Origin of the sequence: Streptomyces sp. ISL-43 (genome assembly GCF_018614195.1) — a bacterium.
GTDB lineage: Bacteria > Actinomycetota > Actinomycetes > Streptomycetales > Streptomycetaceae > Streptomyces.
Genome location: NZ_JAGGOT010000029.1, coordinates 178,236 through 199,954 on the forward strand (window position 1 = coordinate 178,236; position 21,719 = coordinate 199,954).

18 protein-coding genes and 1 pseudogene are annotated in these 21,719 nt (G+C 72.5%); 9 read left to right on the forward strand and 10 right to left on the reverse strand.

Features of this window, described 5'->3' with window-relative positions:
* Positions 1 to 71 precede the first annotated feature (71 nt).
* From J7F03_RS16950 to J7F03_RS16960, 3 genes and pseudogenes are all read right to left on the reverse strand, one after another.
* Positions 72 to 1,034 (reverse strand): annotated as a pseudogene (locus J7F03_RS16950) (IS30 family transposase).
* A gap of 74 nt (positions 1,035 to 1,108) precedes the next feature.
* Positions 1,109 to 1,387 carry a chaplin gene (locus J7F03_RS16955; protein WP_214950252.1) on the reverse strand — a complete coding sequence of 93 codons (279 nt, stop codon included), beginning with the start codon at positions 1,385 to 1,387 and terminating at the stop codon, positions 1,109 to 1,111.
* 102 nt (positions 1,388 to 1,489) lie between these two features.
* On the reverse strand, positions 1,490 to 1,882 hold the full coding sequence (locus tag J7F03_RS16960) for a hypothetical protein (RefSeq protein ID WP_214950254.1): 393 nt from the start codon (positions 1,880 to 1,882) through the stop codon (positions 1,490 to 1,492).
* Positions 1,883 to 2,098: 216 nt separating this feature from the next.
* On the opposite strand from J7F03_RS16960, the gene J7F03_RS16965 reads away from it, so the two are divergent.
* A complete protein-coding gene (locus tag J7F03_RS16965) occupies positions 2,099 to 3,574 on the forward strand; it encodes a carboxylesterase/lipase family protein (RefSeq protein ID WP_214950256.1) in 1,476 nt (491 codons plus the stop codon).
* Here the strand turns inward: J7F03_RS16965 and J7F03_RS16970 are convergent.
* Positions 3,552 to 4,772, reverse strand: coding sequence for an esterase family protein (locus J7F03_RS16970; RefSeq protein ID WP_214950258.1), 1,221 nt, complete (start codon positions 4,770 to 4,772; stop codon positions 3,552 to 3,554). The genes J7F03_RS16965 and J7F03_RS16970 overlap by 23 nt on opposite strands.
* A 269-nt stretch (positions 4,773 to 5,041) precedes the next feature.
* On the opposite strand from J7F03_RS16970, the gene J7F03_RS16975 reads away from it, so the two are divergent.
* Positions 5,042 to 5,923 (forward strand): alkaline phosphatase family protein, encoded by an 882-nt coding sequence (locus tag J7F03_RS16975; protein ID WP_214950261.1) that lies wholly within the window; start codon positions 5,042 to 5,044, stop codon positions 5,921 to 5,923.
* A 152-nt stretch (positions 5,924 to 6,075) separates the two neighbouring features.
* Positions 6,076 to 7,104: a hypothetical protein gene (locus J7F03_RS16980; RefSeq protein WP_214950263.1), complete on the forward strand. Its 1,029-nt coding sequence runs from the start codon at positions 6,076 to 6,078 to the stop codon at positions 7,102 to 7,104.
* A 49-nt stretch (positions 7,105 to 7,153) separates the two neighbouring features.
* On the opposite strand, the gene J7F03_RS16985 is transcribed toward J7F03_RS16980, so the two are convergent.
* Complete coding sequence (locus J7F03_RS16985) at positions 7,154 to 7,840, reverse strand: GNAT family N-acetyltransferase (RefSeq protein WP_214950265.1); 687 nt, start codon at positions 7,838 to 7,840, stop codon at positions 7,154 to 7,156.
* 140 nt (positions 7,841 to 7,980) lie between these two features.
* On the opposite strand from J7F03_RS16985, the gene J7F03_RS16990 reads away from it, so the two are divergent.
* From J7F03_RS16990 to J7F03_RS17000, 3 genes are all read left to right on the forward strand, one after another.
* Positions 7,981 to 8,787 (forward strand): alpha/beta fold hydrolase, encoded by an 807-nt coding sequence (locus tag J7F03_RS16990; protein ID WP_214950267.1) that lies wholly within the window; start codon positions 7,981 to 7,983, stop codon positions 8,785 to 8,787.
* 164 nt (positions 8,788 to 8,951) lie between these two features.
* A complete protein-coding gene (locus J7F03_RS16995) occupies positions 8,952 to 9,368 on the forward strand; it encodes a hypothetical protein (protein ID WP_214950270.1) in 417 nt (138 codons plus the stop codon).
* An 89-nt stretch (positions 9,369 to 9,457) separates the two neighbouring features.
* Positions 9,458 to 10,138 (forward strand): (2Fe-2S)-binding protein, encoded by a 681-nt coding sequence (locus tag J7F03_RS17000; protein WP_214950271.1) that lies wholly within the window; start codon positions 9,458 to 9,460, stop codon positions 10,136 to 10,138.
* Positions 10,139 to 10,280: 142 nt separating this feature from the next.
* Here the strand turns inward: J7F03_RS17000 and J7F03_RS17005 are convergent, their stop codons facing one another.
* Complete coding sequence (locus J7F03_RS17005; RefSeq protein ID WP_214950273.1) at positions 10,281 to 12,056, reverse strand: S8 family serine peptidase; 1,776 nt, start codon at positions 12,054 to 12,056, stop codon at positions 10,281 to 10,283.
* 267 nt (positions 12,057 to 12,323) lie between these two features.
* Entirely contained in the window at positions 12,324 to 13,676 is a 1,353-nt protein-coding gene (locus tag J7F03_RS17010; RefSeq protein WP_214950275.1) for a cation:dicarboxylate symporter family transporter, read from the reverse strand.
* Between the two features lie 126 nt (positions 13,677 to 13,802).
* On the opposite strand from J7F03_RS17010, the gene J7F03_RS17015 reads away from it, so the two are divergent.
* Positions 13,803 to 15,431, forward strand: coding sequence for a sensor histidine kinase (locus J7F03_RS17015; RefSeq protein ID WP_251072028.1), 1,629 nt, complete (start codon positions 13,803 to 13,805; stop codon positions 15,429 to 15,431).
* Positions 15,428 to 16,150 carry a response regulator gene (locus J7F03_RS17020; protein WP_214950279.1) on the forward strand — a complete coding sequence of 241 codons (723 nt, stop codon included), beginning with the start codon at positions 15,428 to 15,430 and terminating at the stop codon, positions 16,148 to 16,150. Before J7F03_RS17015 ends, J7F03_RS17020 begins: the two co-directional genes overlap by 4 nt.
* On the opposite strand, the gene J7F03_RS17025 is transcribed toward J7F03_RS17020, so the two are convergent.
* Positions 16,090 to 16,953 (reverse strand): tyrosinase family protein, encoded by an 864-nt coding sequence (locus J7F03_RS17025; protein WP_214950280.1) that lies wholly within the window; start codon positions 16,951 to 16,953, stop codon positions 16,090 to 16,092. The two genes, J7F03_RS17020 and J7F03_RS17025, sit on opposite strands and share 61 nt — an antisense overlap.
* On the reverse strand, positions 16,953 to 17,345 hold the full coding sequence (locus tag J7F03_RS17030; protein ID WP_214950281.1) for a tyrosinase cofactor: 393 nt from the start codon (positions 17,343 to 17,345) through the stop codon (positions 16,953 to 16,955). The genes J7F03_RS17025 and J7F03_RS17030 overlap by 1 nt, the downstream gene beginning before the upstream one ends.
* A 286-nt stretch (positions 17,346 to 17,631) precedes the next feature.
* Here J7F03_RS17030 and J7F03_RS17035 point away from each other — a divergent pair, with 286 nt between their 5' ends.
* Complete coding sequence (locus J7F03_RS17035) at positions 17,632 to 19,023, forward strand: glutamate decarboxylase (RefSeq protein WP_214950282.1); 1,392 nt, start codon at positions 17,632 to 17,634, stop codon at positions 19,021 to 19,023.
* Positions 19,024 to 19,106: 83 nt separating this feature from the next.
* On the opposite strand, the gene J7F03_RS17040 is transcribed toward J7F03_RS17035, so the two are convergent.
* Entirely contained in the window at positions 19,107 to 21,599 is a 2,493-nt protein-coding gene (locus tag J7F03_RS17040) for a DEAD/DEAH box helicase (RefSeq protein ID WP_214950283.1), read from the reverse strand.
* Positions 21,600 to 21,719: the final 120 nt, after the last annotated feature.

Genomic DNA, 21,719 nt, shown 5'->3' on the forward strand with positions numbered 1-21,719 from the left:
CACCGGGACACGGGGAAGGGCCCCCGCCGGATGGCAGATTCGAGGGGTCGTCGCAACACGTGGTGAGTTGATCAAGCCGCGAGCAGTTCAGACAGGCGCTCGGCTGGGGTTTCCCAGCCGAGCGTCTTGCGTGGGCGGCTGTTGAGTTCAGCGGCGACGGCGTCCAGGTCCGCGCGGGTGTGGACGGACAGGTGGGTTCCCTTGGAAGTACTGCCGCAGCAGGCCGTTCGTGTTCTCGTTGGAGCCGCGCTGCCAGGGGCTGGCGGGGTCGCAGAAGTAGACCGGGACGTCGGTGGCCAGGGTGAAGGCGTGATGGGAGGCCATCTCGCAGCCCTGGTCCCAGGTGAGGGACCGCTTCAGGTGCGGCGGGAGGGTCTGGACCGTGTCAGCCAGAGCGGCTCGCGGCGGAGTTCGCCGCTGCCCTGAACGTAGAGAGCCTGGTAGACGGTCTCGTGGGTCACGTGCATCTCCGGCCGGTCGGGGAAGCGTCCGCGCAGAACCTGGCAGATCTGCTCGGGGCTCCATCTCAGGGCCAGGTGGTCCTGAATGAAGTCCCGCAGTTCACGGCTCTGGCCGATCTTCCCGACCTTGGGACGGGGCCGGCGGGCGACGGCGCGTGCCTGAGCGGCGTGAGGCCGGTACTGGCCGTTCAAGGGGTGCCGGTTGCGGCGTATCTCCCGGCTGACGGTGGACGGGCTGCGGCCCAGCTCAGCCGCGATGGCCCGGACCGTGGCCTTCTCCCGCAGCCGGTCGGCGATGTGGATGCGGTCCGCCTCGCCCAGGTAACGCGAGGGCGCGGGCGGCGCCTCAACGGGCAGCGGCACCACCGCGTTGATCGGTGGTGCCGCCTTCTTGTTGCCCGAGGCGCCACGTCCGTTGCGCCATCGCTTGCCGGTCCGGATGTTGATGTCGGCGGCCTGGGCAGCCTCGGAGTAACCCATTCCTTGATCCACAAGCCGGAAGTATTCCTCCCGCTCCTGGATCAGTTTCCTGGGTCCCTGCGGCCTCCGGTCCTCCCGGATCTTGAAGTCCATCGCATCCCCTGAGCTGGGGTGTTGCAACGACCACTAGAACTTAAGGATCGGGGGCCCTTCGTGGCACAGGGCGATCAGCCGCCGTAGTTGCCCTCGGTGTGGTGGTCGCCACCCGACGCGTTGACGCAGGTGTTGCCGAACGCCGGGTTGAGCAGGGCGATCACGTTGACGGTGTTGCCGCAGACGTTGACCGGGACGTGAACCGGAACCTGGAGCAGGTTGCCCGACAGGACACCGGGGGAGCCGACAGCCGCACCGTGCGCTCCGGCATCGGCAGCCGCCAGACCCGCGCCGGCGGCCAGGGCGCTACCGGCGGCAGCGGTGATGACGAATGCCTTCGCGATACGCGACATCAAGATCTCCTCGTGAGAAATGGGGTTGCCGCAGAAACAGAAGTTGCGGCGTTTGACATGGCATACAACGCGGCGGCAGCCCAAGGGTCACGGCCCCTGCGCCTACCGGGTGATCCCGAACCGGGCGGAGGCGAAGTAGGGCCGCACCGGCATGACGGCTCCCGGCGGCAGCACCTCCACCGGCGAGCCCGCGCAGCCCGGCTCCCGGTAGAGCGCGACCGAGCCGCGCGTCCTGTTCGTCACCGCGCGCCCGCCGCCGCCCTTCGCGGCCAGGCAGCCCTTGGGGGAGGTGACGCTGTGCGGCTGGTCGTCCGTACCCAGGTACTGGAACTCGGGCCCGACGGCCGGCGGCGTCCCGAGGGCGGCGGTCGGGCCGTCCGCGGCGTGCGCACCGCTGCCGGACGCCGCGGCGGCCGTGGCCGCCAGCAGCAGGACCGGGACCGATCCGGCCCGCAGGAGGCTCCGAACGGTGAGGTGGAGAGAGAGGGATCGCATGCCCGGTCCAACCAGGTCCGCCCCGGAGGGGGTCACGCCTTGTCACCCGTCGTGCGCCTGTGCGACCGTGCGACCGGACGGAGCGCGGAACACCGGATTCAGCGGCCCCCAGAGCACCGGGAGCGCGGACCGCAGGCGCCGACCACCCCCGGACGCCCGGACCCGTACACCAGGACCCGGACCCGGACCCGCGACCCCAGGACCCAGGAGGACACGATGCCCGCAGCGGCGAGCGCAGCCCAGGACCGTGCCCGCCCCAGGGCCCGCACGGCGCACGGCGTGGTCGAGGGCCGGAACGGCCCCGGCGGCATCGCCGTCTTCCGGGGCATCCCCTACGCCGCCCCGCCCGTAGGCGCCCGCCGCTTCGCCGCGCCCGTACCCCCCGAACCGTGGGACGGCGTACGCGACGCTGGTGCGTACGGTCCCACCGCGCCCAAGGTGCCCTACCCCGACCCGTTCGCGGCGCTGCTGTCCGATCCGGAGATCCCCGGGGACGACTGCCTGAACCTCAACGTGTGGACCCCGGCACCCGAGGGCGGGGAGTCCTCGGGAGCCCGGCTGCCGGTCATGGTCTGGATCCACGGCGGGGCGCTCACCCGCGGCTCCTCCGCCGTCCCCGTCTACGACGGCTCCGCCTTCGCCCGCGACGGCGTCGTGCTCGTCTCCGTCAACTACCGCCTGGGCGTCCTCGGCTACGGGCTCTTCCCCGACGCCCCCGCCAACCGCGGCCTGCTCGACCAGATCGCCGCCCTGACCTGGGTGCGGGAGAACATCGAGGCCTTCGGCGGCGACCCCGGGCGCGTGACCGTCTTCGGCGAGTCGGCCGGAGCCATCAGCATCGGCGCCCTCCTCGCCGCACCCCGGGCCGCCGGACTCTTCCACCGGGCCGTCCTGCAGAGCGGCCCTCCCGAGGTGCTGGCGCGCGAACGGGTCCGCGCCATGGCCCGGCGGATGGCCTCGCTGCTCAAGGTCCCCGCCACCGCCGAGGCCTTCGCCGCCACCGCGCTGCCCGACCTGCTCGCCGCCCAGGCCGCCGTACTGCGCCGGTCCTCGCCGCTGGTCGGCGGCCCCGCCTTCGGGCTGGTCGCCGACCCGGACACACTGCCGGTGGACCCGCTCGAAGCCGCCGCCGGCACCGCCGTACCGCTGCTCCTCGGCTGGACCGCCGAGGAGCACCGGCTCTGGCTGGCCCCGACCGGCGGGATGCGGCTGCTGGACCGGCTGGGCCCGCTCGCCGTGACCCTGGGCCGGATCCGCAGCGGCAAGGACCGCGGCTCCGTACGGGCGCTGCGCGCCGAGCGGCCCGGCGCCGGCCCGGCCGACCTCGCCGGGCACCTGCTCACCGACCGGCTGCTGCGCGACCCGCTGCGCGCCCTGGCCGGGGCGCCGGGGCGCGACGCGCCCAGCTTCGTGTACGAGTTCGCGTGGCCGTCCGGGGTCCCGGGCCTCGGGTCCTGCCACGCGCTGGAGCTGGGTTTCGTCTTCGACACCCTGGCCGTGCCCGAGGCGTCCTGGCTGGCCGGGCCGGACGCTCCGCAGGGGCTGGCCGAGGAGATGCACGCGGCCTGGGTGCGCTTCGCCGTGGACGGGGACCCGGGCTGGGAGCCCTGGAACGGCGGCGGCCCGCCGAAGGTGTTCGGCGGGCCGGGGTCGGTGGAACCGGGGCTGGTTACTCCACGGGTCCTTCCATGACCTTGCTGATGAACTGGATCGGCCCCTCGCCCATGTTGGGCACGTAGGTCTTGGCGTTGTGCTGGCCGCCCTGGATGATCTTCAGCTCGGTGTGGACCGGGCCCTTGCCGTAGGTGGCGATGAACTTCTCCACGTTCGGCAGGGTGTTCTTGTTGGACTCGTTGGTGCCGACCTGGAAGGCCAGGTAGACGTCCGGGCCCTTCTTGTCGATCAGCTGCTTGGCCAGCAGCTCGGGGTTGTTCTCCGCCTTCTCCTTGTCGTGGCCCTTCCACAGCGAGGAGTCGGGCACTATGTCCGGACCGGAGCAGATCGCGGCCTTGAACTTCTCCGGGTACTTCAGAACGGACTTCAGGCTGGCGAAGCCGCCGGTGGAGGAGCCCATGTAGGCCCAGCCGTCACGGGACTTGACGGTGCGGAAGTTCGCCCGCATCAGGTCCGGGACGTCGTCGGTCAGCCAGGTGCCCATCTTGGGCTGGTCCGGGATGTCGGAGCCGTCCCAGTAGACGCCCTTGTCGTCGGGACCCGGGTTCAGCACCGGCATGGCGAGGATGAAGGGCTTGCTCTTGCCCTCGCCGTACCACTTGCTGATGCTGGTCTGCAGGCCCAGGTCGGTGCCCATCCAGTAGTTGCTCGGGTAGCCGGCGCCGCCCGGGAGCGCGATCATGACCGGAAAACCGCTCTTGGCGAACTTCGGGTCGTTGTACTCCTTGGGAGCCCAGACCCAGACCTTGCCCTTGAAGCCCGACTTCTTGCCGTCCAGCGTGGTGACGGCGACGTGCGTGCCGTCGGGCAGTGTCATCGTGTTCTTGAAGACGGCCGTCGGGTCCGTGGGCATCGACATCTTCGAGTTCGCCGGCGGTTTGACGGTGCCGCCGCTCCCGCCCCCGGTGGAGCCCGCGGGCGGCTTCCCGAAGGAGACGGCCTCGCCCTTGTCGGTGAAGGGCGGTACTTCGTAGTGGTTCAGCACGAGCGCCGCGACACCCGCCAGCGCGAGCACGGAGGCACCCGCGATCACCCACCGCCGGACCCGCGAGGGCCGCCGCCGCTGGTCCTCGTGCCACTCGGGGTCACCGTAGGACTGCGGCTCACCGTAGGACTGCGGTGCGCCGAAGGACTGCGGCTCGCCGTAGTGGGGCTGCTGCCCCTGCGGCGGGTACGGAGGGTACGGCTGCTGCTGTCCGTCGGGTGAGTGCGACATGTGCGGTTGCTCTCCGGTTTGGTGCTGACCCCGTTGGGGCGGGGTGGGACTGCTTTCGATCGAAAGAGGAGCCTACGTGCTCGCGGGTTCCGGATTTTTCCGTCTCTTGGGGTTCCGCAGGGAAGGACATTGCCCGACGCGCAAACGGTCTGTGGAGTTCCCGTTCTGTTCGCCGAGTATCTCTGGCCCATGCACATGCCGATCGGTACGGTACGTCCGCGCCGCCCCCAGCCCCCCCGCCCTGCCTGGAGGTAATTGCCGTGTTCGGCATGCCAGTTCCACGGTTCCGTCGCAAGACCGCCCTCGCCACCGCCTTCGGCGTCACCGCCGTCGGCGCCGGGCTGTGGGCGGGCATCGGCACCGCTCAGCCCGCGCACGCGGCCGGCCTGCCCGCACCCGACCACATAGTCGTCGCGGTCTTCGAGAACCACGCCTACAGCCAGGTCATCGGCAGCTCCAGCGCCCCGTACATCAACTCCCTCAAGACCGGGGGAGCCAACCTCACCAAGTCCTACGGCATCACGCACCCCAGCCAGCCCAACTACCTGCAGCTCTTCTCGGGCTCCCACCAGGGCGTGACCGGCGACAGCTGCTACACGCCGGGCTTCAGCTCCGCGCCCAACCTGGCCTCCGAGCTGATCGCCGCCGGCAAGACCTGGGCCAGCTACAACGAGACCCTGCCCAGCCAGGGTTCCACCACCTGCTCCAGCGGCAAGTACGCCCGCAAGCACAACCCCTGGTTCGCGTTCTCCAACGTGCCCACCAGCACCGCGAAGACCATGACCCAGTTCCCGACGGACTTCACCACCCTCCCCGAGATGTCGTTCGTCGTCCCGAACCTGTGCAACGACATGCACGACTGCTCGGTGGGCACCGGCGACACCTGGCTGAAGAACAACCTCAAGGCCTACGCGGACTGGGCCAAGACCCACAACAGCCTGCTCGTGGTCACCTTCGACGAGGACAACCGGCTCGCCGGCAACAAGATCCCGACCGTGCTCTACGGCCAGCCCGTCACCGCCGGCAGCACGTCGAGCACCACCTACAACCACTACGACATGCTGCGCACCCTCGAAGGCCTCTCCGGTCTGACCACCCACGCGGGCAACGCGGCCACCGCCAAGGACATCACGGGGATCTGGGCCTCCTGACCATGTACGTCGCGGACAGCCGCGGTACTCCCGCGCCCGCCGTGACCCCCGAGCCGCAGGCCGTCGCCCCGGGCATGGTGGCGGCCGGGCGACGCCGCGCCGGACACCCGAGCCGCCTGAACCCACCCGCGGATCCCGAAAGGCCCCCACACATGCCCCTCCAGCGCCGGATCCTGATCCTCGTCTCCGCCGTCGTCCTGCTCGCCGCGATCGGAGCGCTCGCCGTCGTACGGGCCTCCTCGCGCGCCGAGGAGAAGAACGAGGCCCGGCCCGGCGGGCCGGCGGTCACCAAGGGCGAGATATCCCTCGCCCCGGGCGACGGAGGCAGGCGGATCGTCTTCCGGAACATGGCGTGGGGGCCGCAGCGCGACGAGCTGGCCAGCGCGGCGGCCGACGCGCCCGAAGGCCCCCGTACCGCCTCCGGGGTCAGCTGCCTGCGCTTCCACTCCGCCGCCGGCACCGGGATCTGCCTCCAGGCCGACAAGGGCGGGGTGCAGGACGGGTACAAGGCCGTCGTCCTCGACGCCGGGCTGAAGGAAGTCGCCAGCCGCCCGCTGGCCGGCATCCCGACCCGGGCGAGGGTCTCGCCCGGCGGCCACCTGGCCGCCTGGACGGTCTTCGCGGGCGGGGACTCGTACGCGGGTACGAACTTCTCGACCCGGACCTCGCTGCTCGACCTGCGCACCGGGAAGTACGACGCCTCGCTGGAGGACTTCACGATCACCAAGGACGGCAAGACGTACCGCAACGCCGACGTCAATTTCTGGGGGGTCACCTTCACCGCCGACGAGCAGGGCTTCTACGCCACGCTCGCGACCGGCGGCCAGACCTACCTGGTCCGCGGCGACCTCGCGGCACGCGCGGTGACCACGCTGCGCGAGAACCTGGAGTGCCCGTCCCTGTCGCCCGACGGAACCCGGCTGGTTTTCAAGAAGCGGGTGCCCGGCCTGTCGGCGGACGCACCGTGGCGGCTGTACGTCCTGGACCTCGCCTCGATGACGGAGGCCCCGCTCGCCGAGGAGCGCAGCGTCGACGACCAGGTGGTGTGGACGGACGACAAGACCGTCGTCTACTCGCTGCCCGGGGACTTCGGCGCCGACCTTTACTCCCTGCCCGCCGACGGAAGCGGCGCCCCGGCCCGGCTCATGACGTCGGCCCTCGCCCCCGCCTTCCTCGGCTGACACCGGGAAGAGGGGGCGGGAGCCGCCCGCCGTCCGAGCAGAAGGACCGTTACGCCGGGATGAGCGTCTTGCGGCGCCGCTTGCGCTGCGCGGCCGCCGACAGCCTGAGCTCGATGACCGACCGCACGGTCGGCCACTCCTCGTCGAGGATCGAGTAGAAGGCCGTACTGCGGACCGCGCCGTCGAGCCCCCGCGAGTGGGCCCGGCGGACCCCCTCGCTGGTGAACCCGAGCCGTTCCATGGCGGCGCGGGAGCGGCCGTTGCGGGCGTCCGCGCGCAGCGAGATGCGCCGGACGCCCCAGGTCTCGAAGGCGTGGCGGAGCATGAGCAGCTTCGCCTCGGTATTGATGCCGGTGCCCTGGGCCGCCGGGGACAGCCAGGTATTGCCGATCTCGGCGGCATCGGGGATCGCCGTCGCCGGATCACCGAACGGGACCCCCGGCACGGCGGGCCACACCAGCGGCCCCTGCCAGTAGTCCAGTTCCAGGAACCGGGTCGAACCGACCACCCGGCCGTCGGTGGTTCTGACCACCGCGAACGGGAGCGATCGACCCGCCGCCTGATCGGCGAGGGCGCGGTCGATGTACTCGTGGGACGCCTGCACGCCGTGGGGTACGGGGGTGAAGGCGTAAGTCGTACGATCCTCGGCCCCGGCCATGGCCAAGGCCTCGGTGTGGTGGGGGGCGAGGGGCTCGAGCCGCACGGTGCGGCCGGCGAGGAGTACGGGTACGGGCACGGAGCCTTCGGTCCTTCTGGGCGGTGGGGTGGTTGCACAGTCTGCGTCCCTGACGTCGCCCCCAGTGCAAAACACGGGTGAAAGGCAACGGGCTGTCAGGTGAACGCGAGTGGCTCAATGTAACCCCTTAAAGTCCTCTCATGAAGCCCCTGATTGGCAATGGCGTGACACTCTTTTTCGAGGACTTGGGTCCCCGCGACGGAGCCCCTGTAATCCTGATCCACGGACATCCGTTCAACCGCACGATGTGGGCCCCCCAGACGGCCGCCCTGACCGCCGCCGGTTACCGTGTGATCACCCCTGACCTGCGCGGATACGGCCAGAGCCCGGTCGTACCAGGCAAGACCCTGCTCGCCGACTTCGCCGACGACCTGGCCGCGCTGCTCGACCGTCTGGGCATCGAACAGGCGGTCGTCGGCGGAGTGTCCATGGGCGGCCAGATCGCCATGGAGATGCGACTGCGCCACCCGGGTGTGGTACGGGCCCTCGTCTTGTCCGACACGTCCGCGCCACCGGAGACGCCGGACGGCAAGACCTTCCGCCGCGAGCTCGCCGAGCGGCTCCTCCGCGAGGGCATGAAGCCCTACACCGACGAGGTCATCGACAAGATGCTCGCGCCGTACAACGTGACCGGGATGCCCGAGGCCGCGGCCGGGGTGACCGCGATGATGTGCGCGACCGACCCGCGGGGCGCGGCCGCCGCGCTGCGCGGGCGGGCCGAGCGGCCCGACTACGCCCCGGTGCTCGCGGCGCTGCCGACCGAGGTGCCCTGCCTGATCGTGGTCGGCCGGGACGACGTGTACACCCCGGTCGCCGAGGCCGAATCCCTGCACGCGCTGGTCGCCCACTCGGTGCTCACCGTGGTGGAGCGCGCCGGGCACCTGCCGGGCGTGGAGCAGCCGGAGGCCTTCAACCGGGCCCTGCTGGACTTCCTCGGGGCCCTCTGACCGCTTCTGATCGGCCCTGACCGCCTCTGGCGGCCTCCGGCCGTTCAGGCCGCCCCGGCCGGGAGCTCCTCCGGCGGGGGCGGCTCGTGCCGGACGGCCCGCGCCGTGCCCCGGCCCGGGTTCCCCGAACCGGCGGCGGGACCCGCGCGGGCCGTCGTACGGTCGTGGACGTCGGCCAAGGCACGCCGCTCGGCGACCTCGCCGACCTCACCGTGGACCTCGGCAACGAACCCGACTCCTACGCCTCGACCGTGGGCTACACCGGCACCGTCGTCGCCCTCGACCTGATCGCCGGCGCCGTCGCCGGCCGCGAGGGCGACCCGTGGAGCGACATCGCCGAGCAGACCACCGCGGTCCACCGGCAGGCCACCGAGGTAGTGGCCGGCCTGCGCGAGCGCGGCGCCCGCTGCATCGCCTCCGACGGCGTGGCGGCCGGGGCCTCCCGGGCCTCCGCCGAGGAGGGTGCGCTGCTGCTGCGCGAGGTGGTGCGGATGACCGCGGCAGCCTCGGCGACCCGCAACTGGGTCGCGGCCTTCACGCAGACCGCCCGGGCCAGGCGCCACTCCGACGACAGCCTTTAGGGTCACTCGCCCCGCCTGAGATCATCGGGCAATGGACTGCTTCACGACGGCCCCCGAGGCCGCTCCCGGCGCCGGACCCGGAGCCTGAGGTGGACGACGTACTGCGGCGACTGCGCTCCGTCGGACCGTTCTTCACCGTGGCCTGCGGGAAGGAGCCGCCCGGGCCCGGCTTCCGGCCGCTCGACGAGCTGTACGGGGACCGGCTCGGGCCCTACGTGGGCGAGGTGGGGCGGCGGATCGGCAGCGGGCCGGGGCGGGTGGCCGCTTCGACCGCGCAGTTCGGGATCGTCTCCAGGCTCTGGTCGATCGCGCTCGGCTGCGCCGTCCTGTCCGGCCGGGTGCCGGACCTCGGGCCCGGCCGTGTGTGGTGGCGGCTGCAGGGCGCGGGATCGCTGGAGCTGTGGCTGCCCGAGCCCGCCGAACTGCCGGGGGAGGCTCCGGCCCTGGCCCTGGCCGACAGCGTGCTCGGGAACACCGCGGTACTGGACGCGGCGCTGCGCGAGCGGTTCGGCGTATCGCCGCGGGTGCTGCGCGGGAACACCGCCTCCGGTCTGGTCGGCGCCGTACGGGTGCTCACCGACCGGGTACCGGGGGAGGAGGCGGCCTCCCTCGCGGCCGTGCTGCTCGCCGACGGCGGGCCGCTCGGCGCGGCCGGCACCTTCATCCACGAACCCGGCCTCGGGGTGGCCTTCGTGCGCCGCAGCTGCTGCCTGTACTACAAGGTGCCGGGCGGCGGCCTCTGCGGGGACTGCGTGCTGCGCACGAGATAGCCGCGCGGGGCCCTGCCGAAACGGACCGGGGCCACCGGGGAGCGGTTGCGCTGCTCCCCGATGGCCCCGCGGCCGTACCGCGACGCCGTCCTCGGCCGGCCGGCCGAGGACGGCGTCGCGCACCGCTGGTGGAACCGACGGACTAGAAGGTCAGGTTCCAGGCGTCGATCTTGCCGGTGTCCTGGCTGGCGTTGTCGTTCACACGGAGCTTCCAGGTGCCGTTCGCGACCTCCGAGGAGGCGTTGACGGTGAAGGTCTGGATGATGTTGTCCGTGCTTCCGCCCGCCCGGTTGCTCAGGGTGTACACCGTGCCGTCCGGGGCCACGAGGTCGACCTTGATGTCACCGATGTAGGTGTGCTTGATGTCCACGCCCACCTTGAGGGTGGCCGGCGCGTTGCCGGTCACCCCGCTGACGGTGATGGGGCTCTCCACGGTGGCGTTGTCGTTGATCGCGAAGTCACCGAGGTTCTCGAAGTACTTCCCGGGCGGCGGGGTGGCGCCGACCGCCTTCAGCGCGTCGACCTGGCCCTCGCCGAAGAACCCGTTGTTGGCCGTCGTGCCGGTGCAGCGGCTGTCCGACGGGCAGGCGACGTCGTTGGCCTGGGTGGCCAGCTTGTCGCGGATCTGGGCCGGCGTGATGCCCGGGTTGGCACTGGCGATGAGCGCCGCGACGCCCGCGACGTGCGGGGCGGCCATCGAGGTGCCGCTCTTGGTGCTGTAACCGCCGCCGGGCGCGGTGGAGTAGACGTTGCTGCCCGGCGCCGCGACGTCGATGACGCCCTGGCCGAAGTTGGAGAAGGAGGCCTTGGTGACACCGGTGCCGTTGGCCGCGACCGTGACCACGCCCGGGAGCTCGGTCGGGATGTCGAGGCAGGCGTTGGTGATGGTGCGGGTGGTCGGGGTCGAGTCGTTGGGGCTCGCCGAGTCCGTGGTCTTGTGGGCGAGGTCGTAGTTCTCGTTGCCCGCCGCGGCGACCTGGAGCGAGCCCTTGCTCTCCGCGTACTCCTGGGCGCGCTTGACGCCCTCGATGATGGCGGCCTGGTCGATGTTGTCCGGGCAGTTGAACTGCCACGGGTCCGTGTAATAGCTGTTGTTGGTGACCTTGAACCCGTGGTCGCCGGACCACACGAAGGCGCAGATGGTGTTCTCGGCGAAGAAGAACGAGTTGCCCGGCTCGGCCACGCGGACCGAGGCGATCTTCACGCCCGGGGCGACGCCGACGACGCCCATGCCGTTCTTGGCGGCGGCGACGGTGCCCGCCACGTGCGTGCCGTGGGTGTCCACGTCACGCCACGCGCCGGCCCGGGTGTCCGGCTTGCCGTAGGCGCAGGAGGCGGAGTCGGCGGCGTTGAAGTTCGGCGCCAGGTCCTGGTGCTGGTCGTCCACACCGGTGTCCAGGATGCCGACCTTGACGGTGGCCGAGCCGGCGTTCACGGCCCAGGCCTGGTCGGCCTTGATCTGGCTCATGTCGGCGCGTACGGGCTCGCCCGCGGCGGTCGAGGACTGCGCCGGGTTGGCGGGCAGCGCCGGGTTGTACGCGTCGGCCGGGACGTCCGAGGTGCGCGTCGCGCCGACCTTCTGGACACCGCTGACACCGCGCATGGTGGTGGCGAAGGTCGAGGAGGACGAGTGGGCGACGATCACGCCGATGGAGTCGAAGTACGAGAAGACCGTGCCGCCGTTGGCGGCGACGGCGGAGCGGACCGCCGAGCTGTCACCGGCGGCGGTGATCACCAGGTAGGCGCGGGTGCCGGCAGCCCAGGTCGCACTCTGGGAAGTCGACACCGCGGCCGGGGCCTTGGCGGGTGCGGCGGAGGCCGGGGTTCCGGCCGGGGTTCCGGCCGGGGAGACGGGCGCGGTGCCGGCGAGCGCGGCCGGGGCACCGAAGGCCAGCGCGCCGAGGGCGGCGGCCAGCACGAGGCTACGTCGAGGTCGGCTGGATATGTGGGGTATCAATGCGTCCTCCGAAGACGGCCCGGCGGTGCGGGTGGCACGTACCGGGCCGTACGAAACGAGTGGTGGACGCAAGATGTCAGACGGCTGCCCCGATATGGAAGTACCTTTTACCGCACGACGCTTGATCGTTGCTTGGCTGAAAATCGACGGTGCGGCGAGGTGTCGGGACCGGCCGGCCTGGGCACCGTGGGGGCGAGCCCTGTCCGGCCGGTCCCTCCGGCGCACCCGCTAGACGGGTACGCCGTCCTTGGCGCCGCCCGGCTGGGCCGGGACCGCGGCGGCCGGCCCGTGGCCGTCGTCGGTGAGCGTGGTCTCGTCGAACGGCATTCGGCCCGCGAGGACTTCGGTGGCCCGGGCCCGGTCGAACTCCTTCGTCCAGGTCCCGATCAGGACGGTTGCGATCGCGTTGCCCGCGAAGTTCGTGAGCGCCCGCGCCTCGCTCATGAACCGGTCGATGCCCACGATCAGGCCGACCCCGTCGACCAGTTCCGGCCGGTGCGACTGCAGTCCGCCCGCGAGGGTGGCCAGTCCCGCGCCCGTCACCCCGGCCGCGCCCTTCGAGGCCACGATCATGAACAGCAGCAGGGAGATCTGCTCGCCCAGCGCGAGGGGCTTGCCCATCGCCTCCGCGACGAAGAGCGAGGACATCGTCAGATAGATCGCGGTCCCGTCCAGGTTGAAGGAGTAGCCCGTCGGGACGGTGATGCCGACCACCGGCCGCGACACCCCGACGTGCTCCATCTTCGCGATGAGCCGGGGCAGCGCCGACTCGGAGGAGGAGGTGGACAGGATCAGCAGGAACTCCCGGCCCAGGTAGCGCAGCAGGGCGAAGACGCTGATTCCCGTACACACCCTGAGCAGGGTGCCGAGCACCACGAACACGAAGAGCAGGCACGTCGTGTAGAAGCCGATCATGATGACGGCCAGCGACTTCAGCGCGTCCATGCCGGTGGCCCCGACGACCGCCGCGATCGCGCCGAACGCGCCCACCGGAGCCGCCCACGTGATCATCGCGAGCACCCGGAACACCAGCTTCTGCACGTGCCCGATCCCGCGCAGCACCGGTTCGCCCGCCGTGCCCATGGCCTGCAGTGCGAACCCGCACAGCAGCGCCACCAGCAGGGTCTGCAGCACCTCGCCCCCGGTGAAGGCCGACACCAGCGTGGTCGGGATGATCCCCAGCAGGAACTCCGGGGTGCTCTTCGCGCCGCCCGCCTTGGCCTGCGCCTCGCCCGCGTGCCGGGCCGCCTCGGTCAGGTGCAGCCCGCTGCCCGGATCCAGCAGGTTGCCGACCAGCAGTCCGATGGCCAGCGCCACCGTGGACATCACCATGAAGTAGCCGAGCGCCAGCCCGCCCACCGCGCCGACCTTGGCGGCCTTGCGCACCGACCCGATGCCCAGCACGATCGTGCAGAAGATCACCGGCGAGATCATCATCTTGATGAGGCTGACGAAGCCGGTGCCCAGCGGCTTGAGCTCCACGGCCGTGCCGGGCGCGGCGAAGCCGACGGCGATGCCGAGCAGCACCGCGCCGATCACGGCGATGTACAGATAATGCGTCTTGTCGCGTCTGGCGGACACGCTGCCTCCTGGTGGTGCACGTTGCCTCCAGGTGGTGAAGGCGTCCCGGGGAGACCATCGCCCGCCGCTGTGACCCCGGTCACCCTTGCGTTCATTGAGTTCACGTCCGGGTGCACACTGAGCGCCATGTTCCGCTTCCCCCGGCCGCCGCGCAGCCTCGCCGGCCAGCTCTTCGCCATGCAGGTGGTGCTGGTCGCCGCGGTCGTCGCCGGATGCGCCGTCTTCGCGTACGCGACCGCCCGCGGCCAGGCCGAGGAGGCCGCCCGGCGCCAGGCCGGGGCGGTGGCCCGCGCGGTCGCCGACTCGCCCTCCGTGCGCGAGGCGGTACTGGGGGCGGGGCGCGGGAGCCAGGTGCCCGGTGGGCCCTCCGAAGCCCTGCAGCCCTACGCCGAGCGGGTCCGCGTCGACGCCGGCGTGGACTTCGTGACGATCATGGCGCCGGACGGGCGGCGCTGGACCCACCCCGACCCGAAGCGCATCGGTGAGCCCTTCATGGGCAACACCGCCCCCGCGCTGCGCGGCGAGACCTTCGGCGAGACCTACACCGGCACCCTCGGCCCCTCCATCCGCGTGGTCACCCCGATCGTGGACGACGGCCGGGTCATCGGCATGGTCGCCTCCGGCATCACCGTCCGCGCGGTCAGCGCCCGGCTCGCCGCGCAGCTCTCCGCCCTCGCCTGGGTGGCCGGCGGGGCGCTGGCCCTCGGCGGCGTGGGCACGTACGTCGTCAACGCCCGGCTGCGCCGCCACACCCACGGGATGAACGCCGGCGAGCTGAGCCGCATGTACGACTACCACCAGGCCGCCCTGCACGGGGTCCGCGAAGGGCTCCTGATGCTCGACGGGCAGCGCAGGATCACCCTCGTGAACGACGCCGGCCGCGAACTCCTCGGCCTGCGCGGGGAGATCAAGGGAACCGGCGTCGCCGAGCTCGGCCTGCCCGCCCCGCTCACCGGGGCACTGCTCGCCGACCGGCCCAGGGTGGACGAGGTTCACCTGACCACCGACCGGGTGCTCGTGCTCAACAGTGCGCCCGTCGCCGGCGGCGGCCGCCGCGGCACCGTGGTCACCCTGCGCGACCACACCGAACTCCAGGGCTTGGCAGGGGAGTTGGATCACGAGCGCGGATTCACCCAGGCGCTGCGCGCGCAGGCCCACGAGGCGGCCAACCGGCTGCACACCGTGGTCTCCCTCATCGAACTCGGCCGCACCGAGGAGGCGGTGGACTTCGCCACCGCCGAACTGCGCCTCGCCCAGGCCCTCACCGACGAAGTGGTCACCTCGGTCGGCGAGCCGGTGCTCGTGGCCCTGCTGCTCGGAAAGGCCGCGCAGGCCCATGAGCGGGGCGTCGAGCTGGTCGTCACCCCGGACAGCGCCGCCATCGCCGCCGGGCACGGCGGTCCGCCCGCCCGGGACCTCGTCACCGTCCTCGGCAACCTCGTCGACAACGCCGTGGACGCCCTCACCGGAGTCCCCGGTGCCCGCATCGCCGTCACCGTCCGGCCGGACGGTCCGGACGGGCCCGGCGGGCGGGGCCTGCTCCTGCGCGTCGCCGACAACGGCCCCGGACTCCCCGAGGGGGCGGACGTGTTCCGCCGCGGCTGGTCCGGCAAGGGGGAGGGGCGGGGCCTCGGCCTCGCGCTGGTCCGGCAGGTGGCGCACCGCCACGGCGGCAGTGCGGACGCCGACCGACTGCCGGACGGGGGCGCGCGGTTCACCGTACGGCTGCCCGCGCGCGGGGAGGCGGGGGAGTGAGCGCGCCCGAGGTGCGGGTCCTCGTGGTCGAGGACGATCCCGTCGCCGCCGACGCGCACGCCCTGTACGTCGGGCGGGTGCCCGGCTTCACCGCCGTCGCGGCCGTCCACTCGCTGGCCGAGGCCACCCGGGTCCTGGAGCGGACCCGGATCGACCTCCTGCTGCTCGACCTCACCCTGCCCGACGGCCACGGGCTGCGCTTCGCGCGCGGTCTGCGCGCGGCGGGCCACCCCGCCGACGTGATCGTGGTGACCTCGGCGCGGGACCTGGGGGTCGTCCGCGAGAGCGTCTCGCTCGGGGTGGTGCAGTACGTACTGAAGCCCTTCGCCTTCCCGACCCTGCGCGAACGGCTGTTGCGCTACGCCGAGTTCCGTGCGACGGCGGCGGGCGAGGCGGCCGGCCAGGACGACGTGGACCGGGCCATGGCCGCCCTGCGCGCCCCCGGCCCGGCCGAACTCCCCAAGGGGATCGGCGCGCCGACCCTGGATCGGGTCGCCGCGCTGCTGCGGGCGGCCCCCGAGGGGCTGACCGCGGCCGGGGCGGCCGAGGCGGCCGGGATCTCCCGGATCACCGCCCGCCGCTACCTGGAGCACCTGGTGGACACCGGCCGCGCGGCCCGCTCCCCCCGGTACGGCCAGGTCGGCCGCCCCGAACTGCACTACCGCTGGCTGGCGGCGGCTCCGGCCGGGACAGGGGCCGGCTCGGTGTCGAAGGTGTAGAACTTGCGGTGGTCCAGCATGTCGGCCGGCGTCACGTCGTTCCACGGCCGCATGGTGTCGTTCAGGTCCACGACGTTCGGGGTGCCGGCGGCGGGCAGGTATGCCGACCGCGGGTGCAGTGCCTGCCACTCGGCCCACAGCTTGTCGATGAAGGCGTGGTGCATCCAGAACACCGGGTCGTTGGGGGAGACCCCGGTGGCCATCTGGCCGCCCACCCACACGTGCACGCGGTTGTGCAGGTTGGCCCCGCGCCAGCCCTCCAGGTGGTTGCGGAACCCGGCGGAGGAGCTGTTCCAGGGCGCCGCGTCGTACACCGGCATCGCGAGGACGGAGTCCACCTCGGCCCTGGTGGGCAGCTGGGCGACGCCGGTGCCGAGCGCGCGCCGCAGGTAGGAGCGGCCGTCCACGCGTACGGCTACCTCCCACTTGCCCGCGGCGTAGGCGAACGGCCCGTCGAGCACCTGACCGTCGCGGGCCCGCCCGGTGCCGCCGAGGAAGTCGGCGGCCCAGAGCGAGGAGCGGGCGGTCCGGTCCGCCGTCCAGTCCCAGTAGGGCAGGGCCACAGCCGGATCCACCGCCTGCAGAGCCGCCTCGAACTCCAGCAGAAACCGGCGGTGCCAGGGCAGGAAGGAGGGGGAGCGGTGGCCGACCCGGTCGCCCGAGTCGGTGTCGCCCATGATGAAGCCGTTGTGGGTGGTGACGAAGCGGTCGTAGCGGCCGGTGCGCTTGAGTTCGAGGAGCGCGTTGGTGAAGGCCCGCTTCTCCTCGGGGGTGAGCGAGGCCTGGTTCTTGCGGATGGTCATCACATGCCGCCCATCGGGACGAGGGTGGCGCCCTGGAGTTCGCGCACGGCGGCGCGGGCGAGCGAGAGGGTGTCGGAGTACGTCTCGTAGTGGTTGACCACGCTGATCCAGGTGCCGTCGGCGTTCCGCATCACGTGCAGTTCGCGGCCGTCTATGAGGACGGTCGGCAGTCCGGTGGAGTGGTGGCCGCCGTGGTGGCCGCCTCCGCCCGAGGCGGGGGTTATGCGGATGCGTCGGCCCTGGTAGACCTCGTCGGCCGTTCCCGCGGGGTTGGCGGGTACGGCGGTACGGGGGCCGGTGGCGGCCGCGTGCGCGGTGGCGCCGGCGAGGCCGAGGGCGGTGAGCGCGCCGGCAGTTGTGCCTAAGGCCTGACGGCGGGTGATCTTGTTCATGGCCCGAGAGGTATCAGGGCGCGGAGAACCGAGGGCCGCTATCCGGACATGCGCGGATAAGTTCCGATCGAACTAATTGGATGATCTTCCCGTCCGGACCGGCTCCAGCGGCCCGAACGGGAAGACCTATGTGTAAAACCCTACTCGACAGTAAATCCTGCGGCCGAACCGGGAGGGTATGGAAGGGGTCACACCGTCGAGTCGGCCGGAAGCCGCAGCGGTAACCGGTCCTCGAGGCCGACCCTGACGCCGTCCTGATGGGCCATTTGTCCATTAGAGTCCAGATATGGCCCTCCATGAGACGAAGGACGCACGCTCCCGCGACGCCGAGACGGACGTGTTCGCTTCCGCCCTCAGCGGCGAGATCCTCCCCAAGAACCGGATGCCTGACGACCACTCACCCTCCGAGGTGGTCTACCAGCTCCTCCACAACGAGCTGCTCCTCGACGGCAACGCCGCCCAGAACCTCGCCACCTTCTGCACCACCTGGTCGGACGACGGGGTCCACCGGCTGATGAACGAGTGCCTCGACAAGAACATGATCGACAAGGACGAGTACCCGCAGACCGCGGAGATCGAGGCCCGCTGCGTCAACATCCTGGCCGACCTGTGGAACGCCCCGGCCGGCACCACCGGAACCGGCTGCTCCACCACCGGCTCCAGCGAGGCCGCCATGCTCGGCGGCCTCGCCCTGAAGTGGCGCTGGCGCGAGCGCCGCCGGGCCGCCGGACTCCCCGCCGACCGCCCCAACCTGGTGTGCGGGCCCGTCCAGATCTGCTGGGAGAAGTTCGCCCGCTACTTCGACGTCGAACTGCGCCAGGTCCCCCTGGAGCCGGGAGCCACGGGACTGCGCCCCGAACAGCTCGCCGCCCACGTGGACGAGAACACCATCGGCGTCGTCGCCATCCTCGGCGTCACCTACACCTGCGTCTACGAGCCCGTCGCCGAGATCGCCGCCGAACTGGACCGGATCCAGGCCGAGCACGGCTGGGACGTGCCGATCCACGTCGACGCCGCCAGCGGCGGCTTCGTCGCCCCCTTCCTCCACCCGGACGTGGTCTGGGACTTCCGGCTGCCGCGCGTGGCCTCCGTCAACACCTCCGGGCACAAGTACGGTCTCGCCCCGCTCGGCGTCGGCTGGATCGTCTGGCGCACCGCCGAGCTGCTCCCCGCCGACCTCGTCTTCTCCGTGGACTACCTCGGCGGGGACATGCCCACCTTCGCCCTCAACTTCTCCCGCCCGGGCGGCGAGATCATCGCCCAGTACTACCTCTTCCTGCGCCTGGGCCGGGGCGGCTACCGCCGGGTCCAGCAGGCCTGCGCGGACACCGCCCAGTACCTGGCCCGTGAGATCGAGAAGGCCGGCCCCTTCACCCTGCTCTACGACGGCCAGGGCGCGCTGCCCGCCGTCTCCTACCGGCTCACCGACCCGGCGGGCGCCGGATTCAGCCTGTACGACCTCTCCGACCGGCTCCGCATGCGCGGCTGGCAGGTGCCCTCGTACCCGCTGCCGGCCGACCGCGGGGACACGGTCATCCAACGGGTCCTGATCCGGCACGGGGTGACACGGGACCAGATCGCGCTGCTCGTCTCGGACCTGCGCCGGGCCGTGGAGCACCTGACCGCGACGCCGCCGCCCGTGCCGGCCGCCGAACCCCGGTCGGGCTTCCACCACTGACCGGCGGGCTTCCACCACTGACGGTCGGACTTCCACCAGTGACGGGGGCCGGCGTCCGGCACCGGCCGGGGCCGGCCGCCGCGTCAGCCGGACATTGCCCAGCGCATCCCCAGCTCCGTGAGGGCCGCCGTCCGCTCCTCGCCGAGGGACGCGGCGCGGGAGCGCTGGTTGGAGATCCAGGAGCCGAGGCGCATCTCCCGGTCGCCGACCCGTTCCACATGCGTACGGGGCACCCGCAGATGCCGCTCGCGCGCGTGGAACTGCCGGGCCGCCTCCAGGTGGGCCGCCCACGCGGCGGCGTGCCCGACACGCTTCCTGGGCCGGTCCGCCCCCTCGGCCGGGGTCACCCCGAGCGTGTGCTCCAGCAGCCACCGCTGAGCCCAGGACAGCCGCTCCCAGGACTGCCGCTGGCCGCGCAGCCACACGCCGAGGTCCTCGCCCTGTACGACGGCCTCCCCGGGCCCCGCCGGGAGCCGGCCGCCCGCGTCCAGGTGGACCCGCGTCAGGTGGAAGGCCCGCTGCCAGGAGATCGGCCAGTCGGGACACCAGGACCCGTCGATGGCCTCCAGGGCTTCCCGGCGCTCCTCGGGCAGGGCGCCGGGGCCCTCGCGACGGGCCGCCGCCCGCTGGTTCTTGACCCACACCCCGACCGGGGCACCGTGCCAGACGGCGTCCACCGGGGGCAGCAGGTGCCCGTGTTCGGCCGCCCAGCCGCTCGCCGCCGCGAGCCCCTCCTCGAAGGCCACGTCGAAGTGGCTCCACACCATGCCCAGCGCGTCGAGCTGCGCCGTCCGCTCCCTGCCCAGCGCGCCACGGCGGTACGTGCGCCGCACGTCCGCGATCCACTGGCCGAGCGGGAACCGGGCCAGCCCGGGCGGCCACGGCTCGCCGGACTCCCCGGCTTCCCCGCCGGCGGGCACCTTGAACACGAACGGCACCTTCAGGTCCCCGGCCGTCGCGGCGTAGATCCGGGCCGCCTCGACCCCCCGGCGCCAGTGCTCGTGCTCCGGGTGCAGGACGCGCAGCCGGATGAAGGCCGCCAGCAGCGCCGGGTCGCGCGGGGTGGAGAAGCTCAGCAGGGACTCCGCGCCGCTGCGCAGCCCGGAGCCGACCGCCTGCCCCGCCGTGCTCCGCGCCCCGGCCCGGCTCGGGGCCTGCGGCTGGGCCAGGGATTCGACGAGCCGGGTGTCGTGCGCCCGCAGCGCCTCCAGCAGCCGCGCGAGGTCCCCGTACGCCCGTGAGGTCAGCATCGTCTCGGGAGACTCGCCCGGCCCCAGCAGCACCGGCACCACCAGGGAGGCGACCTTGCCCTCCCCGGGCCGGATGCGCAGTGCCCGGCCGACCGCCTGGACCAGGTCCGGCATGGAACCCCGTACGTCGGCCCAGTAGACCGAGTCGCACTCCTTGGTGTCCACGCCCTCGCCCAACACCCGGACGCTGCCGAGGAACGCCTTGTCGGCGACCCGGTCGTCCGCGAAGGCGCCCAGCACCCGCCGCCGGTGCGCCGCCGTGTGCTGCCCGCACAGCCAGTCCGCCCAGACGGTACGCGGGTACACCGGCCGGGGCTTCCAGCTCGTGGCGCGCAGCCGCGCGGCCACCGCCGGGAGCCCGGCCGCGAACGCCTCGGCCTCCTTGGTCAGATGGTGGAAGACCAGGGTGCGCCGGAAGCCCTGCTCCACCGCCGCCTTGACCAGCGCCGTCTGCAGCGCGGCGAGCCGCACCCCGCGCACCGCGTCGGAGCGTCCGTCCGGGCCGAGCAGTACCGCCGCCTGGAAATCCGGATCGCTGACGTCCACGCAGACCACCCGGTACGGCGCGCAGATCCCCCGGTCGATGGCCTCCGAGAGGGTGAGGGTGTAGCAGCGCGCGCCGAAGGGGCCCTCCGCGTCGTCCTCCATGGAGGCCACGAGATCGCCCCGGCCGCGCGCCTTCTCGGTGGTGCCCGTGGCCGCGGGGGTGTCCGCGCCGGCCGCGGCCTCCTCCGGGTAGTCCGCCTCCTCGCCGTCCTGCCAGACCCGCGGCGTGGCCGTCATGTACAGCCGGCGGACGGCCGGGATCCGGGTGTTGTCGTGCACCACCGCCCACGGCTTGCCGATCCGCCCGGAGGTCCGGTGCGCCTCGTCGACCACGACCAGGTCCCAGCCGGGCAGCCCCTCCCGGTGCGCGCGCTCGATGGTGCCGAGGCCGAGCGAGGCGTACGTGGCGAACACCGTCACCCGGTCGGCGGGCGGGCCCGCCCAGTCGGCCAGCTCGGCCGGATCGGTGGTGGTGGGCACCCCCGCGTCCTCGCCGCGCAGCGAGCACACGGCGAAGGCGCGCCCGGTCCGGCCGCCCTCGCGCCAGGCCACCGCCGTCTGCACGAGCAGGTCGAGGGAGGGCACCAGCACGAGGACCCGGCCGGCCCGCAGCTCGTCGGCCGCGTGCACGGCCACGAGCGACTTGCCGGAACCCGTCGCCATGATGACCTGGGTGCGCAGCCCCGCCTGCGGGACCCGGCGCCCGGCGGGCAGACCGAGCACCCGCACCACGGCGTCGACGGCCTCACGCTGGTGCGGACGGAGTTTCTGCCTGGCCATGCCCATCACCTCCCCCGTGATCTGCCCGTTCGCTTCCAGCGCCTATCTTGCCCCCGATTTTGAATCACGGTGGGGAGATCGGCTGCGTGGTGTGCGGGCGGCCGGGAGGGGCGCCGGGGC

Coding starts and splice junctions, on each gene's coding strand:
- J7F03_RS16955 (WP_214950252.1), bottom strand. CDS start 1,387: ATGTCGCGTATCGCGAAGGCATTCGTCATCACCGCTGCCGCCGGTAGC.
- J7F03_RS16960 (WP_214950254.1), bottom strand. CDS start 1,882: ATGCGATCCCTCTCTCTCCACCTCACCGTTCGGAGCCTCCTGCGGGCC.
- J7F03_RS16965 (WP_214950256.1), top strand. CDS start 2,099: ATGCCCGCAGCGGCGAGCGCAGCCCAGGACCGTGCCCGCCCCAGGGCC.
- J7F03_RS16970 (WP_214950258.1), bottom strand. CDS start 4,772: ATGTCGCACTCACCCGACGGACAGCAGCAGCCGTACCCTCCGTACCCG.
- J7F03_RS16975 (WP_214950261.1), top strand. CDS start 5,042: ATGCCAGTTCCACGGTTCCGTCGCAAGACCGCCCTCGCCACCGCCTTC.
- J7F03_RS16980 (WP_214950263.1), top strand. CDS start 6,076: ATGCCCCTCCAGCGCCGGATCCTGATCCTCGTCTCCGCCGTCGTCCTG.
- J7F03_RS16990 (WP_214950267.1), top strand. CDS start 7,981: ATGAAGCCCCTGATTGGCAATGGCGTGACACTCTTTTTCGAGGACTTG.
- J7F03_RS17015 (WP_251072028.1), top strand. CDS start 13,803: ATGTTCCGCTTCCCCCGGCCGCCGCGCAGCCTCGCCGGCCAGCTCTTC.
- J7F03_RS17025 (WP_214950280.1), bottom strand. CDS start 16,953: ATGACCATCCGCAAGAACCAGGCCTCGCTCACCCCCGAGGAGAAGCGG.
- J7F03_RS17030 (WP_214950281.1), bottom strand. CDS start 17,345: ATGAACAAGATCACCCGCCGTCAGGCCTTAGGCACAACTGCCGGCGCG.
- J7F03_RS17035 (WP_214950282.1), top strand. CDS start 17,632: ATGGCCCTCCATGAGACGAAGGACGCACGCTCCCGCGACGCCGAGACG.
- J7F03_RS17040 (WP_214950283.1), bottom strand. CDS start 21,599: ATGGCCAGGCAGAAACTCCGTCCGCACCAGCGTGAGGCCGTCGACGCC.